Source organism: Nocardia amikacinitolerans NBRC 108937, from assembly GCF_001612615.1.
GTDB classification, from domain to species: domain Bacteria; phylum Actinomycetota; class Actinomycetes; order Mycobacteriales; family Mycobacteriaceae; genus Nocardia; species Nocardia amikacinitolerans.
Map to the genome: position 1 here is coordinate 126,541 of NZ_BDAU01000006.1, position 14,745 is coordinate 141,285.

Consider the following 14,745-nt stretch of genomic DNA (forward strand, 5'->3'; position numbering starts at 1 on the left):
GCGTCGGGAATGACGTGGTGGGGATAGAGCCGAATGCCCGTCAGTCGAATGTCGACCCGGCTGTCATGCCGCCGTCGACGACGAACTCCGCACCGGTGCAGTAGCTGGATTCTTCGGCGGCCAGGAAGACCACGAGCTCGGTGACCTCCTCGGGCAGGCCGAGGCGTCGCAGGGTGTTGTCGCCTCGGTCGATGGCCTGGCGGGCCGTCGCCTCGCCGCGATCAATGCCGCACGCGCGGCGGACATTCCGAGAAACGGCCCGGTGAGGTTGATATCGAGTACGCGCGCCCACTGCTGTTCGGTGAAGGTGCCCAACGGTCCGCCGTCGAGCACTCCCGCGTTGTTGACCAGCACGTCGAGCTTGCCGAAGATCCGCTGCGTCTCGGCGACCGCCGTCGCCCAGTCGCCTGATCGCGTGACGTCGAGGCGCAGATATGCCGCCGCAGCGCCGATTTCGTCGGCCAGTGCGGAACCCGCGTCATCGACGATATCGGCGATCACGACCCGCGCCCCCTCGCGCACGAACGCGCGGGCGTGCGCGGCGCCCATGCCGGATGCCCCGCCGGTGATCAGTGCGACGCGCCCGTGTAGTCGTCCGTTCATTCTGCTTCCTCCTGTCGAGATGTGTTGTCGCGCAAGTAGTTAGGTGGTGGCTTGGGTCGCTCCCGGTCGATATGCCGGCTGCGAGTTGCCCGGGAAGCGTGCCCGGCGGAGCGCACGTTGTGGGCAATCACGCGGGACCCGCGTGAATTCGCTTGACGGAGAAGAGTCCGCCGACGAGAAGGTCTCCGTTGTCGAGGATTCCGGTGATGCCGCCGAAACAGTTCCACATCCGGCTGTCGTCGGGAAACGGCCAGCGAGCCGCTGTTCGACCGGTTTCCCAGTCGACGCCGGTGATCTCGTAGACGCCGTTGGACTTGTTCGCGGCATAGATCAGGCCGGTACTCGCGGAGACACCCGGCACGATCACATCGCTGTTGTCGATCTCCCGGTTCGCCCACTTCTTGGTGAACGAATCGGTTTCCGGGTCCCACTGAAACTTCTGCAGGCCCATGGGCGCCGGTCGAGTCACCCCCGCGGTGAAGACATTGCCCCAGATGTCGCGCACCGGATCGGGATACGCGGTCGAAGCGACCAGTGCGCCGTATCCGACGACGTTGGGGGACAGTTCGATGGTGACCTTGGCGACGTCGATCGGAACCTGGCCCGCGATGCGCGCCGAGCGTGCGCCCGGCTTCGCCGTGAACCCTTCGGGAATCCGATCCCGCCAGAACGCGACGAGATTCGGGCCGTTGGGATTGGCGTCGGAGATGACGACCAGCTCGTCCGCGTCGTCGCCGAAGCCCATGAGCGTCGGTGTCGTGCCGGAACCGCCCGAGAGCGTCAGCGCACCGGCCGCGGTCGCCTGTTCCGGCGACATGGTGTCGTAGTCGGCGACCCAACCGCCGTCGGCCTCCTCCGTCGACAACCGATCGCCGGTCCAGACCACCTTCATCATGTGGCGGGACGTGACCGCGTAGATTCCGGATTCGTCGATGGCGACGTTGTTTTCCATCTGCTCGCCCTGGAACGGCAACACTCCTCGGATCGTGAGGTCTCGATCCAGCAAGAACAGCGCCGCCGACGCGGCCGCGACGATATGACCGTCGTAGGTCATGCCGAGCGCCACGATCTTGGCCTTGGGATCCGACACCGCGCCGACCACATTCGCGGGCAACCCGGTGGGCAGGATGTCCGCCAGATCGACGACTTTGTCGACGCGCAGTGGCTTGTGCGGATCGTTGTCGTCGGTCGATTTGACGATCCGCATGCCCGAGATCGCCACGTAGTGGAACCCGTCGCGGTCGATCATGTTGTAGGCGCCGTTGGCGATATTGTCCCGGTTGAAGCCCAGCGCGGCGGCGTCCTTGCTCAGCTCGAGCAGGCGCGCCTCGTCCTTGGCCCGGTATGCCTCGTCCGTCTTCGACAGCAGATCGGCAAGCGCTTTCGGGTCGGCTTTCGCCGCGGCATCCTCGTGTCCCGGGTAGGGCAGAAAACCCACCGGCCGGAATGCGCCGTCGGTGGCGTAGAACTTGTCGATGCCGTGTGCACCGGCTGCCAGGATGACCGAATCCGCGCCGACCGTCTTCACCGTCGGATTCGAGGTGAAGACGGTCGGATGGGTCTGCGTGTCTCGCACCGACAGTGGCCGTCCCACGTCGGGGCCGGGAAGCGTGGTCGAATCCGTCGCGGCGGAATTGACATGGCTGATCGGATAAGCGCTGTCGGCCAGCCACGGGTTCCGCGGCGGCATGGCAGGCGACGCGTCCTGGGTTTCGGACGCCGATGAGGCCGACCGTTCGCTCGCGCATGCCGCAAGCGCCGCACCGGGCGCGAGGACCATCAGCAAGGCAACCATTCGACGAACCAGTGCCTGTCGCGGACGCGCGCGCAGACATCGAGTTATGTGCTTCATGAATGACACCTCTTCGTTGTAAGTCACATCGCCTTAAACGGCTGGCAGCGATCGGGCCGCTGATGCGAAGCGATCGAGTTAAGGCATAGTGCCTTAGGTGTGACGTGGGTCGCAAGTGTCGTTCCGCTCAGCGGTCGATCGCGTCGTCACGGCGGGTGTGGCGCGTACCGTCGGTGTGCGGACGACGTCGGAATGGGCGCGGTGGGCGCGGTGCGAGCCGAGGTCCTATGCTCTCGGAGCGTGGCGCTCGATCCACTCGGCATCGAAATCCCGGCGGCCGCAACAGGACTCCCGCACCCTGGAGACACAGTGAACAGCACGTACTCGCCCGTCGACGAGCTCAACCTGCTGATGGAATTGCAGGACCGGCTCGGCTACGAGAATTACGCCGACGGGTTCGGCCTGACGGACTTCGGCGACCTCTCGGGCCTGGTGGCGGGTTGGTCGAAAGATCCGGAGTTCACCGACCGGCTGATTCCCTTCGCGCAGGCCAATGGTTCCGGTTCGTTCTACGCGCTCTGGCGTATCGATGACCGGGCCGATCTGGCGACGCTGCCCGTGGTCGTCTTCGGAGACGAAGGCGGACAACATGTCGTCGCCCGCGACGTCCGAGAGTTGTTCCGGCTTCTCGGCTTCGACTCGGAGATCTCGGTCGATGGGGAAGAGGCGTATTTCTATCGCGGCGAGGACGATTCGTACAGCGACGGCCACGACGAGTTCGTGGCATGGCTCGACGAGAAATTCGGTCTTTCGGCGGCGACGGATCCGGCCGCTGTCCTCGCGGCGGCGCAGGCGGAGCTGGGGGAGCGGTTCACCGACTGGGCAAAGCCGTGTCTTTCCTGATTTCCCTTCTGGCGTCGTACGATTCGTCGAGGACTCCCGCTGAGCAGATCGGCAGCACCACAATGATTCTCGCGACCGCATTCGATGTTCTCGCGCAAGTGGGCAACCCGACTCCGGAGCCGCCGCCCGGTTCGGAGAAACACCTGCAAATCGTCCGATACCTGATCTGGTTGGCCATTATCGGCGTGGTCGCGCTGGTGGTGATCGGTATTCCGCTGATCGTCGTGCTGGTGACCCGCCGGTCCAATCGCCGCGCGCAGGGCGGGCCGGGGGTGGGCCCGGGCTACGGCGGCCCGCACCAGCCTTGGCCGGGTGGCCCCGGCGGCGGTGGCCCTGGCGTCTGATTGCAGAATTGAACCGGTTTCGACCTAATGGCGGTAGCGACGCGAACTTCTGCTATAAGACCCTCTTCTGTAGTTTTACGTGACAGCGGAAGGGCGTGACGGCCGAGGGGTGCATATTCGACCTATCGGTCGCAATAGGGAGGAATTTCGAAACATGGCGCGCACCAAGGAATTCGACCCAGACGTCGTCTTGGACCTCGCCATGGATCTGTTCTGGCAGCGCGGGTTCGAAGCGACCTCGATGGCCGACCTGGTCGAGCATCTCGGCATAGGCAAGGCCAGCATCTACGCCGCCTTCGGCTGCAAGCGCGACCTGTTCATCAAGGCGCTGCGACGCTATCTGGAACTCGCCGACGAGCGGATCACCGGCGCGCTCTCGCGACCGGGCCCGGCTGTCCCCGCCATCCGGGCGCTCCTCGACCACTTCGTCTCGGAGGTCCGCGAAGAACACCGCTACCTGGGCTGCCTGGTGTCCAATACCGCCGTCGAACTCGCCGCCAGAGACCCCGAAATCGCCGCGCTGGTCGAATCGGGTTGGGCACGCTGGGAAACCGTGTTCACCTCGGCGTTCGTGCGCGCCCACGCGCAAGGCGAACTGGCCGCCGACCGCGATCCCCGTGCGCTGGCCCGCTTCCTGCTGGTCTTCCTCCAGGGCGTCTGGGTCCTCGACCGCACGCCCGACGCCGCCACCCGCCTGCGCGACGCCGGCGACATGGCAGCGGCGTTCCTGTTCGATCACCACGCGCCTGCTCCACCGACTCCAAGCGGGGCCGCCGCCGCATCCCTCGAGCCCGAACCCGCGACCTGAACCAAAACATCCCACCAATTCACCTGCGAGTCTCGAACGGCGTCGCAAACTCCGCATACTCGCGGCGATCATGGGTAGGCGGCAACTGATCAGCGATTCGCGGGACCCGAGGAGGTGATCGCGATGATGATGCCCGGTATGTGCATGCAGATGATGGACATGTTCATGGGTCTGCTCAACATGCTGCCCGGCATGCCGATGATGATGTGATCACTGGAAAAGTCGGCCTCCAGGGCGGATCGGCCCCTGGAGGTCGTCGCTCGAACGGCGGTCGGGGGTGGAGTGCGATCGACCGCGGATTCCCACGCTGATATTCCCTTCGAACCTCACCTGGAGGAGCACGTCATGGGCATCGCAGCACTGATCACCTGGCTGTTGACCGCGGGCGGTGGCTCGGTCCTGCTCGGCACCTGGATCGCCAAAGGCGGCGCGCGCGAACCGACCGCCAGCCACCTGCCGCCCGCGGTCGTCTTCGGTCACTTCCTGCTCGCCGCGGCGGGGCTGATCGTCTGGATCATCTACCTGATAGCGGACTCGACGGCGCTGGCATGGATCGCGTTCGCCCTGCTGGTCCCCGTCGCGGCCCTCGGATTCGGCATGCTGGCGCGCTGGCTGCCGGTGTACCGTGCCCGAACCGCCGAGGTCGGCGACGCCACTCCGCCGGAACGGCACTTCCCGGTCGCGATCGTCGCCGCGCACGGTGTCCTGGCCGTCACCACGGTCGTCCTGGTCCTGCTCACCGCCCTCGGCGTCGGAGCCGACTAGACCTGCACGCCGGCCACGGCCGAGGTGCCGCGCGGGTGCGTCCCGGCGGTACCGCCCACCGAAGGAACTGTGGTCGCACCGCTGCGGGCCCCGTTCACGCGGCCCGCCGGTAGCGGCGGCCCCCCGCTTCACCGTCGGCCGCGTCTTCGCACCGCGCACGACCCGCACGATCGGTGAGTCCTTGGCGGTGGCCGCCGGTGCCGGCTTCACGCGCCTGGCGTACGCGACCGCCCAGCGGATCGCCGCGCAGTAGACATGCGACGGAGTCCGGCCGGCTGCGGTCTCCACTGCACTTACAGCACCACGGTGTCACCGCGGGCAGTTCGACGACGCGATCGCCCGCAGCTGCGCAGGCCCAACCTCGTCCGCTACTGTCCCCATCGACATTCCGCCTCCTTCGAGGAAGCAGGTCGATGGATACCGTGCGAAAGCTGCTCGCCCTTCTGGTTCCGGTCGCGCTCCTCAGCGTTGGGGTCGGACCCGCCGCCGCCGAGCCGGTGCCCGGTTCCGCGCGGAACCCCGTCCTGGTGATCGGCGGGTTCGACGCGAACGTCGGCAAACTCGAGACGCTGCGGGAATGGTTGGGTTCGCGCGGCTACACCGCATACGCGATGGTGCTGCCTGGTCAGCCCGCCGCGACCGCGCCGCTGGTCGACTCGGCGCGCGCGGTCGCCGACAAGGTCGCCGAGATTCGCCGTGAAACCGGCTCGGCGCGAGTGGATCTCGTCGGCCACTCGATGGGCGGCCTGGCCCAGCGGCACTTCGTGAAGTTTCTCGACGGGCGCGCGGCGGTGGGCACCTACCTCGATTTCGGAACACCCGAGAACGGTGTGGTTCTGGCCTTGCTGTGCGCCCCGTTCTACCCGGGCTGCCGCGACCTGAGCCCGGGTTCGCCGTTCCTCACCGCGCTCAACGCCGCACCGGCGATTCCGCCCGACCTTCCCGCCTACCACCTGTTCTCCGAGGATGCGGGCGAGGAGCGCGAACCACTGCCCGGCGCGACGAACGCGAGCGTGCAATCGTTCTGCCCTGGCCGCCGGGTGTCGCACGCCGACGAACCGATCGACGGCGCTTTCCAGGAGTTGATCGACAGCGCGCTGCGCGGCGAGCCCTTGACCACCGGCTGTCCCTGACCGTTGAAAGTATGTCCGAAGCTGCTTCTACAATCCCCGCGTGACGCTCACCCTCGCCGACCTCGTCGGCTACACCGATCGCGACCTCGACGCCGACCTGGCGCGGTGGTTCCCCGATGCGACTCCCGTTCAGGTACCGGAGCAAACCCGGCCCGTGACACCGTTTCTCGCGCGCCTAGCTCCCGCGGACGCGGCGGCCCTTGCTGCCCTCGACCGCCGGGTGCGCTCGGGTCGCTTGCCGCAGTTCCTGGACATCTTCTCCTGGTCCTACGGTTTCGACTTCGGCGAAAACGGTTGCGGCCTCCTCGATTCGGACTACACCACCGAGCTCGCCGACGACGACGTCTACTCGATCGGCGCCGACGGCGGCGGCAATCTGTACGTCGTGCTCACCAATGGTCAAGTGGCCGTGTGGTTTCACGAAGAGGAGGTGCTCGAAGGCGGCACCCGCTTCGACAACCTCGACGTCTTCCTCTGGTCGTTCGTGCGCTACCGCGCCGTGCGCGCCGGGAAGCTCGCGCGCTCGGCCGTGGAAGCGGACTTCGTTGCCCTGGGCCAGGACGGCGCACTCGAACCGAACCTCGGCCTGCTGAACTACATGAAGTAGGTACGCCCGAATCGCCCTGCTCGATTGGACGCGACGGCCAGCCCCGGCTCGTCGCGCAGGTCAACGTCGCCCTCGGACCCCAGTCCGTGGTCGACGAAGCCCGGGCGGCGATCGCCGCCTACTACGAATTCAGCGGCTGGGCCGACAACATGGTGGCGGGCCTGCGCACCGCCCCCGACGAGATCCGCACGACCATAAAGCAATTCGCCGACGTCGGCGCCGACGAAGTGATGCTTTACTGCTACGGCTCCGACCCCACCCAGGTCGACCGCCTCGCCGATGTGATCGGCTGACCGAGCACCCGGGCCCGTCGGCGGTTTCGTCTGCGGGCCCGGAACGAGGCGGCCTCCGCGGCGTGACGCGTCGCGCTGTCGGTCCGCGTCGGTGCAGCCTGTCAGAACATGCTGTAGCCGCCATCTATCAGCAGGGTGTCGCCGGTGTGGTAGGCGCTGGCCGGGCTCGCGAGGTAGACCGCGACCGCCTCGAAGTCGTCGGGGGAGCCCCAGCGCCGCACCGGGATTCGCGGCTGAACGCGTTCCCGGAAGCGGTCCCAGGCGAAGATGTGCTCGGTCATCGGGGTATCGATCCAGCCGGGGAGCACGGCGTTGGCGCGGATGCCGTGCTTGCCGAGTTCGACGGCGATCGAGTTGATCACCGCGATGATGCCCGCCTTGCTCGCGGCGTAGGACTGGCCCCGCGGCACACCTTGCCTGGCCGCCAGGCTGGCGGTGGCGACGAGGCTGCCGCCCGTGCCGTTGGCCACCATCACCTTCGCGGCCTCGCGCAGCGTGACGAAGGCGCCGTCCAGGTTGATCGAGGTGACGCGGCGAAACTCCGCCAAGTCGGTGTCCAGAAAGGGCGTCATGCCTTGTGCCACACCGGCATTGACGAAGCAGGAGTCGATGCGCCCGAGTTCGGCGGCGGCGCGCGCGATGGTGTCCACGATCTGCTGCTCCTCGCCGACGTCGCAGACGAGCGGAAGCACACGGCCGCCGAACTCGCTCAACTCGGCGGCGGCCGCGGCGTTGCGTTCGGCATTGCGGCCGACGACGCAGACGTCGGCCCCCGCGCGGGCCAGACCGCGGGCGAAACCGAGCCCGATCCCGGAGTTGCCGCCGGTGACGACGGCGACGTGGCCGCCGAGATCGAAGGGGGAGTCGGTCATGGGGTGGTCCTTCCGTCGGCGACGTTGCCTGTGCTCGAAGGTACCGGGGAAGATCGCGCCGGCGAAGCCCGCGCCCACCGCGACCGAAGGTGACCCCGAGCTCGCGTCCGCCGGTGAGGGTGACATACGGTCGGAATGGTCCCGGCGGGGGAAGCGGGCGGCCCCGGCGGTGCCGCCGGGGCCGCACGGTCGTTACGCGCCCACTGAGGTGAGCAGCATGTCGAGGGCGTTCTGCATCTGCGTGCGCCAAGCGGACCAGTCGTGGCCGTGGTTTTCGACGTAGCGCTCGTCGACGGTGGCGCCGAGTTGCTGGAGGCGGTCCACGAAGCGGTAATTCTGTTGGTAGACAGCCTCTTCCACGCCGCCGCTGCGTCCGTAGGAGACGAACAAGGGCTTGCCGGTGAGTTTCGCCGCCTGGCTATAGGGGTTGTTCTGCTCCCAGATCGCACGCTGGGCGGGGATGTTGTAGTCACCCCAGACGCGCTTCCAGTCGGCGGCGCAGCCCTGGCCGGGCTTGTCCGGGTCGCCGGGGGCGCCGGAGGCGTGCAGCGGGTCGACGTTGCCGCTGAACGAGGCCGCGGAACGGAACATGCCCTGGTACTCGGCCGCGAACTTCATCGCGCCGAGACCGCCCATGGAGTTGCCCGCGATGGCGCGGGTGGTGTTGGCCTTGTAGGTGGATTCGAGAATGGTGCGCACGTCTTCCAAGAGGTACTTCTCCCAAGCGGGCGCGCCCCCGGCGCCGTTGTTGTACCAGTCGGAATAGGCGCTGCACCAACTGGTTTCGGGCAGCACGAAGATGGCGTTCGCGTCCTCGGTGAGCGCTTCGAGGTCTCCCTTGTCGGTCCAGGACTTGTGGTCGTCGAAGCCGCCGTGCAGTACCCAGACCGTCGGCCAGGTGCGGTTCGCGTCCTTGGACCAGCCGGGCGGCAGCAGCAGGCGGACCACCTTCACCGACCAGTCGGGGCCTTCCAGGTTGGCAGAGGAGATGCCGATGTCGAGGACGCGGTCGCTGACCCGCGCCTCCCAGCGCACGATGCCCGCCGCGTCGGCGGGCGTTCGAGGAACGAAAGTCAATGCGACACCAGCCAATACGCTGACGATCGCGAGCGCGATTCGGATCGGTCCGGACACAGTGGATCCTTTCGGTACGAGCTGTCGCAGAGGAAGGTAGTCGAGTACCAGGTTCTGCGAATAGCAGTGTTCGTAAAACTGTGAACACTCACCAGACGCGAATTCCTCTGGGGCTCAGCTCGGTCGCTGTTCTAGTCGGCGCTGCCGGACGACAGTCCGTCCGAAACCCGCGCATGGCCGGAGCGAAGGCGGAGGTACGCCTACTCGCGGTCGTCGGCTTCGTAGCGCGGACCGAGCAGGGCGATGGCGGTCTCCACGGCCACCTCGACCAGATCCGAGACGTCCTCGCCGTCCTCCACGGCGGAGGCGATGAGTTCGCGGTAGCCCCCGTAGAGGATGGTGGCGGTTCTGCGGGTCGCTCGATGGACGCCTGGGGCACCGAATTCCGGTGTGGCGGTGAGATTCTGGATCAGGCCGACGAACGCGTCGGCGGCCTCGCGGTGCAGCCGCCGCGCGTCCTCACCCAGCGCAGGTGTGTCGCGGATCCAGGCGAGGGTGACCGTCCGGTCGGCCTTCGACGCCTCGATCCACGCCTCGATGGCCTGGCGGACCTGGGTCCGCCACGGCGCCCGCGGATCGACGGCGTCGTAGATCCGCTGGATGGTCTCGCTGTTGCGTTCGGTCAGCAGCGCGATGAAGCAGTCCTGCTTGCTGGTGAAGTGCTCGTAGAAGGTGCGCCGCGAGGTGCGCGCGGCCCGGACCACGTCGGCCACCGTGGCGTCGCGGTAGCCGCGCTCCCGAATCGCCTCCGCCATCGCGTCGAGCAGCCTGCGCCGGAAGCCGGATTCCGGCGCGGCCTCGGCGGCGGTCGTGGTGGCGGGCTCGGCGCGGGTCACATCGACCAGGTTAGTGACCGCCCGGCTCCGCGAGCACGTCGGATCCCGCGCGGTGCCGCGTCGCTCGGGCGAATCGGAGGGTGCCGTCGTCGATCCGGCCGTGCCGCAGGGTGAGCACGTCCTGCGCGTAGTTCATGCCGAGCCGCCACGGCGCCCGCGATCCCGCTTTCGGGAACCGGTCCAGCGAGCGCAGGACGTAACCGGCCTGGAAGTCCAGCAGCGGTCTGGTGTCGATCGCCGGGTCCGGCACCGGCACGCAGTGGTCGTAGCCGTGCGCGTCCATGTGCCGCAGCAGCCGGCAGACGTATTCGGCGACCAGATCGGCCTTCAACGTCCACGAGGCGTTCGTGTAGCCGATGGTGAAAGCGAAATTCGGTACGCCGCCGAGCATCATGCCTTTGTAGGCGATGGTCTGCGGCAGCGGGACCTCCCGCCCGTCGACGGTGAGCCGGATGCCACCGAGCGCGAGCAATCGCAGACCCGTCGCGGTCACCACGATGTCGGCCTCGAGCTCCGCGCCGGAGGCAAGCAGCAACCCGCGTTCGGTGAAGCGGTCGATCCGGTCGGTGACCACCGATGCGCTGCCGTTACCGATCGCCCGGAACAGATCGGCGTCCGGAACCAGGCACAGCCGTTGGTCCCATGGGCCGTAGGTCGGGTTGAAGTGGACGTCCACGTCGTAGCCCGCGGGCAGCTGCTTGATCGTCTGCTCGCGGATGAACTTGCGCATCATCGCGGGCCGCCGCTGGCTGAGCTGATAGATGAGCGTGCCGATGAGCACGTTCTTCCATCGGGTGACGGCGTAGGCACGGCGCGGACCGAGCAGCGCGCGCAATCGGGTGGCCACGGTATCCACGGTCGGGACGGACATGATGTAGGTGGGCGAACGCTGGAGCATGGTGACGTGGGCAGCGTCCGTTGCCAGGGCGGGGACGAGTGTCACCGCCGTGGCGCCGCTGCCGATCACGACGACGCGCCGACCCGCGTGGTCGAGATCGTCGGGCCAGTGCTGCGGATGCACCACCTGTCCGCGGAAATCCTCGATGCCGTCGAACTCGGGGGTGTAGCCACTGTCGTAGTGGTAGTAGCCGCCGCAGACGTACAGGTACGAGCACGTCATGGTGACCGTCGCAGCGGCGTGCTCGACGGTGAGCGTCCAGCGTGCCGTCGCGCTGTCCCAGGACGCGTCGATGACCCTGTGCCCGAAGCGGATTCGCCGATCGATGCCCGCCTCGGTCGCGGTCGCGCGCACGTAGTCGAGTATCGCCGGTCCGTCGGCGATCGCCTTGGCGTCGGTCCACGGCCGGAATCGGTAGCCGAGGGTGTGCATATCCGAGTCCGAGCGCACGCCCGGATAGCGGAACAGGTCCCAGGTGCCGCCGATCGTCTCGCGCGCCTCCAGCACGAGGTAGGTCCGGTCGGGCAGAGCCGTTTGCAAGTGGTGGGCGGCGCCGATGCCGGAGAGGCCCGCGCCGACGATCACCACGTCGAGGTGCTCACTCATGCCCGCGCCTCGCTGACGCCCGGATTCGAGGCGCGTCCCCTGGCCCGTAAACGCCTCTCCAGCAAGGAGATCACGGCGTAGTAGTGGGTTGGCGTGATCCTCGCGAGCGCGTCGAAGAGGTAGGCGTCCGGGCCGACCAGGATCCGCGCTTTGCCCCGTTCGACGCCCCGGGTGATGACGTCGGCCGCCTTCTCGGGCGAAGTCAGGGTGACGGCTTCGAAATCGGCCGCCATCTGCTCCTTGCTGCGCCCGAGGCCCTCGGGATCCCTGCGCACCCTGGCATTTCGCGCGATATTCGTCGTGATGCCGCCGGGGTGTACGTTCACCGCCGAGACGCCGGTGCCACGAAGTTCTTGGCGCAGTGCGTCGGTGAAGCCGCGGACCGCGAATTTGGCCGCGCAGTAGGCGCTTTGGTTCGGCATGCCGACCAACCCGAACACGCTCGACGTATTGACGATCACGCCGCTGTCCTGCTCGACGAGCAGCGGCAGGAAGGCGCGCGTGCCGTTGACCACGCCGTCGAAGTTGATCCGGCGCAACCATTCGTCGTCCTCGGCGTCGGCGTCGAGCACCGACGCGGACACCGCGACCCCCGCGTTGTTGAACACGGCGGCCAACGGCGCGGTCAGCCAGTCTCGCACCTCGTCGGCGAATGCCCGCTGATCGGCCGCGTCGCGGACGTCGAGCACGCGGGTGAGCACGGGACCGGACAGCGACGCGGCGGTCTCCTTCAGTCCCGCCGCGTCGATGTCGGCGATGGCGACCGGGGACCCGCGGCGGGAAAGATGTTGGGCGAGTGCGCGTCCGATGCCGGAGGCGGCGCCGGTGATCATCGCCGGGTGACCGGACAGGGGCCTAGTGTTTCGGGGCATCGGTGCTCCTGGTGACTGCGGTGCGGATGTGATCATCGATGAGGTCGGCGAGCGTCGGCCAGATGCCCTCGGGCAGATCGTGACCAAGGCCGGTCAGCGTGTGCAGGCGCGCGCCCGCGATGGCGCGGGCGGTGACGGCGCCACCGGTCGGCGCCACCATGAGGTCGCGATCGCCGTGCAGCACCAGTGTCGGTGCGGTCACCGCGCGGAGTTCGCGAGTCCGGTCACCGGACTTCAGGATTCCGGCGAGCTGGCGGCCGACGCCCGCCGCGGGCCGCGGGTCGCGATCCCACACGAGCGCCGCCGCCGCGCGCACCGCGGCCTCGTCGAACGGATAACCCGAGGACCCGATGTGCCGGTACATGCGGACGGCGGCGTCCACGTGCTCGGCGCGGGTGCGCGGCGGTTTGCCGAACATGCGGCGCCACGTCGAGAGCGCCGGGCGGCCGACGCGCGGCGCACCGGTGGTGGACATGACGGAGATCAGCGAGGCGACCCGCTCGGGATGGCGGGCGGCGACGGTCTGCGCGATCATGCCGCCCATCGACATGCCGACCAGGTGTACGGATTCCAGCTCGAGCGCGTCGAGCAGGCCGACGGTGTCGGCGGCCATGTCGCCCAGTTCGTACTGCTGGGGATGCCACCGCTTGCGCAGAAAGTCGAGCGGTCCCGGCGGCGGGAAGGCGAAATGCGTCGACTCGCCGACATCGCGATTGTCGAAGCGCAGCACCGGACGACCGCGTTCGACAAGCAGACGACACAGCCCGTCGGGCCACGCGTGCAGCTGTTGGCCGAGTCCGGCGATCAGGACGATCGGCGTCCCTTCGGTCGCGCCGAGGCGCTGGTAGGCGAGGCGGACGCCGCGACCGACGTCGACAAGACCTTCGCTCATGCGGTCACCTCGGCGGCCCGTGTCTCGGCCGGAACCGTGGGACGCGGCGTTCGCCTGCGCACGACCGCCCTGCCCTTCTTGGCGGGTACCAGCGCCACACCGCGGAAGTGCGCGCGCTCGTCCGGCGCGGTGCTCGGCACCAGCGTGAAATCCCTGAGCAGCGTGCGCAACACGACGTTCATCTCCATCGTGGCGAAGGCCGCGCCGATGCAGCGGCGCGAACCGCCGCCGAACGGGATCCAGGTGAAGGTGCCCGGTCGCACCCCGACGAATCGGTCCGGGTCGAAGGTGCGGGCCCTCGGGAAGAGCTCCTCGTTGTCGTGCATCAGCCGAATGCTCACCAGCACGTTCTGGCCCTTGGGTAGCGTCCAGCGTCCCAGTGTCATCGAGTCGGCGCGCACCTTGCGCGCGGTCGCGTCGATCACCGGCCGCACGCGCTGCACCTCGAGCAGTGTCGCTTCGCGCAGTTCCGAGCCGCCCGCGTCGACCTCGGCGACCAAGCGCCGCAGGATATCCGGGTGCCTGCGCAGCCGCTCGACGGTCCAGGCCAACGTCGTGGCGGTGGTCTCGTGCCCGGCGGTGAGCAGGGTGAGCAGTTCGTCGGCGATCTCGCCGTGCGTCATCGCGGAGCCGTCGTCGTAGCGGGCCTGCAACATCATCGACAGCACGTCGTCGCGGTCGCCCAGATCGGGGTCGGCGGCGGCGCGGGCGATGAGGCGCGCGACGATCTCGTCGTAGTGCTTGCGGTGCGCGGCGAAGCGAGCCCACGGCCCGTAGCGGCCGAGGAAGTTTCGCGGAACGGGCAAGGCGGCCAGCGCCGATCCGACGAGAACCAGCCGGGGCAGCAGGTCGCGCAACTCCTCGAACTCCCGGCCTTCCGCGCCGAACACCGCGCGCAGGATCACGTTCAGGGTGATCCGCATCATCGAATCCATCGTCGCGAACTCGACACCCGAGGGCCAGGTCGCCAGCTCGCGTTCGGTCTCCTCTTCGATGAGCGCCTCGTACACCGCGAGCCGCTTGCCGTGGAAGGGCGGGGTGAGCAACTTGCGCTGCTTGCGGTGTTCGGCCCCGCTCAGCGCGAAAAGCGAACCGGGACCGAGGAATTGGCCGAGGTTGACATCCAGGTTGTCCGCGACGTCGCTACCCGCGGTGAACAGCGCTTTGACCTCCGCGGGATCGGAGATCACCACGGTGCGACCGAATCTGGGCATGTGGACCGTGAACGCGGAGCCGTACTTGCGGCGCCAGTGTCGCCAGGCGCGGGTCCGGCCTGCCACGATCGCGAGGCTCTGGACGAGCGGCGGCGTGGAGGGTCCTTCGGGCAGTGTCACGGTGCTCATGCGCCATCTCCCAGCGTGGTACTTCGGCGTACCATTCGAACGGT

The 14,745-nt window shown here is 68.0% G+C and carries 16 protein-coding genes and 1 pseudogene; 7 read left to right on the top strand and 10 right to left on the bottom strand.

Translation table 11 applies throughout. From position 1 onward, the window contains the following. Positions 1–40 precede the first annotated feature (40 nt). The 3 genes and pseudogenes from NAM01S_RS37485 to NAM01S_RS06060 form a co-directional block, all read right to left on the bottom strand. On the bottom strand, positions 41–292 hold the full coding sequence (locus tag NAM01S_RS37485) for an SDR family oxidoreductase (protein WP_444980102.1): 252 nt from the start codon (positions 290–292) through the stop codon (positions 41–43). Continuing rightward, positions 277–603, bottom strand: a pseudogene (locus NAM01S_RS37490) (SDR family NAD(P)-dependent oxidoreductase); the annotation flags it as partial. The gene NAM01S_RS37485 and the pseudogene NAM01S_RS37490, both read right to left, overlap by 16 nt. A gap of 127 nt (positions 604–730) precedes the next feature. Further along, a complete protein-coding gene (locus tag NAM01S_RS06060) occupies positions 731–2,398 on the bottom strand; it encodes a hypothetical protein (RefSeq protein ID WP_157107609.1) in 1,668 nt (555 codons plus the stop codon). Between the two features lie 249 nt (positions 2,399–2,647). On the opposite strand from NAM01S_RS06060, the gene NAM01S_RS06065 reads away from it, so the two are divergent. The 7 genes from NAM01S_RS06065 to NAM01S_RS06095 all read left to right on the top strand — a co-directional run bounded on the left by NAM01S_RS06065 (position 2,648) and on the right by NAM01S_RS06095 (position 7,248). Beyond that, a complete protein-coding gene (locus NAM01S_RS06065; RefSeq protein ID WP_218018345.1) occupies positions 2,648–3,298 on the top strand; it encodes a hypothetical protein in 651 nt (216 codons plus the stop codon). Positions 3,299–3,396: 98 nt separating this feature from the next. Then, on the top strand, positions 3,397–3,642 hold the full coding sequence (locus NAM01S_RS06070) for a hypothetical protein (protein WP_169810810.1): 246 nt from the start codon (positions 3,397–3,399) through the stop codon (positions 3,640–3,642). A 154-nt stretch (positions 3,643–3,796) separates the two neighbouring features. Then, positions 3,797–4,450 (top strand): TetR/AcrR family transcriptional regulator, encoded by a 654-nt coding sequence (locus NAM01S_RS06075; protein ID WP_067780566.1) that lies wholly within the window; start codon positions 3,797–3,799, stop codon positions 4,448–4,450. A gap of 345 nt (positions 4,451–4,795) precedes the next feature. Then, positions 4,796–5,215, top strand: coding sequence for a hypothetical protein (locus tag NAM01S_RS06080; protein WP_067780569.1), 420 nt, complete (start codon positions 4,796–4,798; stop codon positions 5,213–5,215). Positions 5,216–5,628: 413 nt separating this feature from the next. Continuing rightward, the gene (locus NAM01S_RS06085) at positions 5,629–6,348 is read left to right on the top strand and encodes an esterase/lipase family protein (RefSeq protein ID WP_067780571.1); all 720 of its coding nucleotides are present in this window, start codon (positions 5,629–5,631) and stop codon (positions 6,346–6,348) included. 40 nt (positions 6,349–6,388) lie between these two features. Further along, the gene (locus tag NAM01S_RS06090) at positions 6,389–6,955 is read left to right on the top strand and encodes a hypothetical protein (RefSeq protein ID WP_067780573.1); all 567 of its coding nucleotides are present in this window, start codon (positions 6,389–6,391) and stop codon (positions 6,953–6,955) included. An 86-nt stretch (positions 6,956–7,041) separates the two neighbouring features. After that, positions 7,042–7,248 carry a hypothetical protein gene (locus tag NAM01S_RS06095; RefSeq protein ID WP_067780576.1) on the top strand — a complete coding sequence of 69 codons (207 nt, stop codon included), beginning with the start codon at positions 7,042–7,044 and terminating at the stop codon, positions 7,246–7,248. A 101-nt stretch (positions 7,249–7,349) separates the two neighbouring features. Here the strand turns inward: NAM01S_RS06095 and NAM01S_RS06100 are convergent, their stop codons facing one another. The 7 genes from NAM01S_RS06100 to NAM01S_RS06130 form a co-directional block, all read right to left on the bottom strand. After that, the gene (locus tag NAM01S_RS06100; RefSeq protein WP_067780801.1) at positions 7,350–8,120 is read right to left on the bottom strand and encodes an SDR family NAD(P)-dependent oxidoreductase; all 771 of its coding nucleotides are present in this window, start codon (positions 8,118–8,120) and stop codon (positions 7,350–7,352) included. 192 nt (positions 8,121–8,312) lie between these two features. Next, a complete protein-coding gene (locus NAM01S_RS06105; protein WP_067780579.1) occupies positions 8,313–9,254 on the bottom strand; it encodes an alpha/beta hydrolase in 942 nt (313 codons plus the stop codon). Between the two features lie 200 nt (positions 9,255–9,454). Further along, positions 9,455–10,090 carry a TetR/AcrR family transcriptional regulator gene (locus NAM01S_RS06110; protein WP_253798234.1) on the bottom strand — a complete coding sequence of 212 codons (636 nt, stop codon included), beginning with the start codon at positions 10,088–10,090 and terminating at the stop codon, positions 9,455–9,457. A gap of 10 nt (positions 10,091–10,100) precedes the next feature. Then, positions 10,101–11,594 (bottom strand): flavin-containing monooxygenase, encoded by a 1,494-nt coding sequence (locus NAM01S_RS06115; RefSeq protein WP_067780582.1) that lies wholly within the window; start codon positions 11,592–11,594, stop codon positions 10,101–10,103. Beyond that, on the bottom strand, positions 11,591–12,466 hold the full coding sequence (locus NAM01S_RS06120) for an SDR family NAD(P)-dependent oxidoreductase (protein WP_067780585.1): 876 nt from the start codon (positions 12,464–12,466) through the stop codon (positions 11,591–11,593). Before NAM01S_RS06120 ends, NAM01S_RS06115 begins: the two co-directional genes overlap by 4 nt. Further along, entirely contained in the window at positions 12,450–13,358 is a 909-nt protein-coding gene (locus NAM01S_RS06125) for an alpha/beta fold hydrolase (protein WP_067780589.1), read from the bottom strand. The genes NAM01S_RS06120 and NAM01S_RS06125 overlap by 17 nt, the downstream gene beginning before the upstream one ends. Next, positions 13,355–14,701, bottom strand: coding sequence for a cytochrome P450 (locus tag NAM01S_RS06130; protein ID WP_067780592.1), 1,347 nt, complete (start codon positions 14,699–14,701; stop codon positions 13,355–13,357). The genes NAM01S_RS06125 and NAM01S_RS06130 overlap by 4 nt, the downstream gene beginning before the upstream one ends. Positions 14,702–14,745 lie beyond the last annotated feature (44 nt).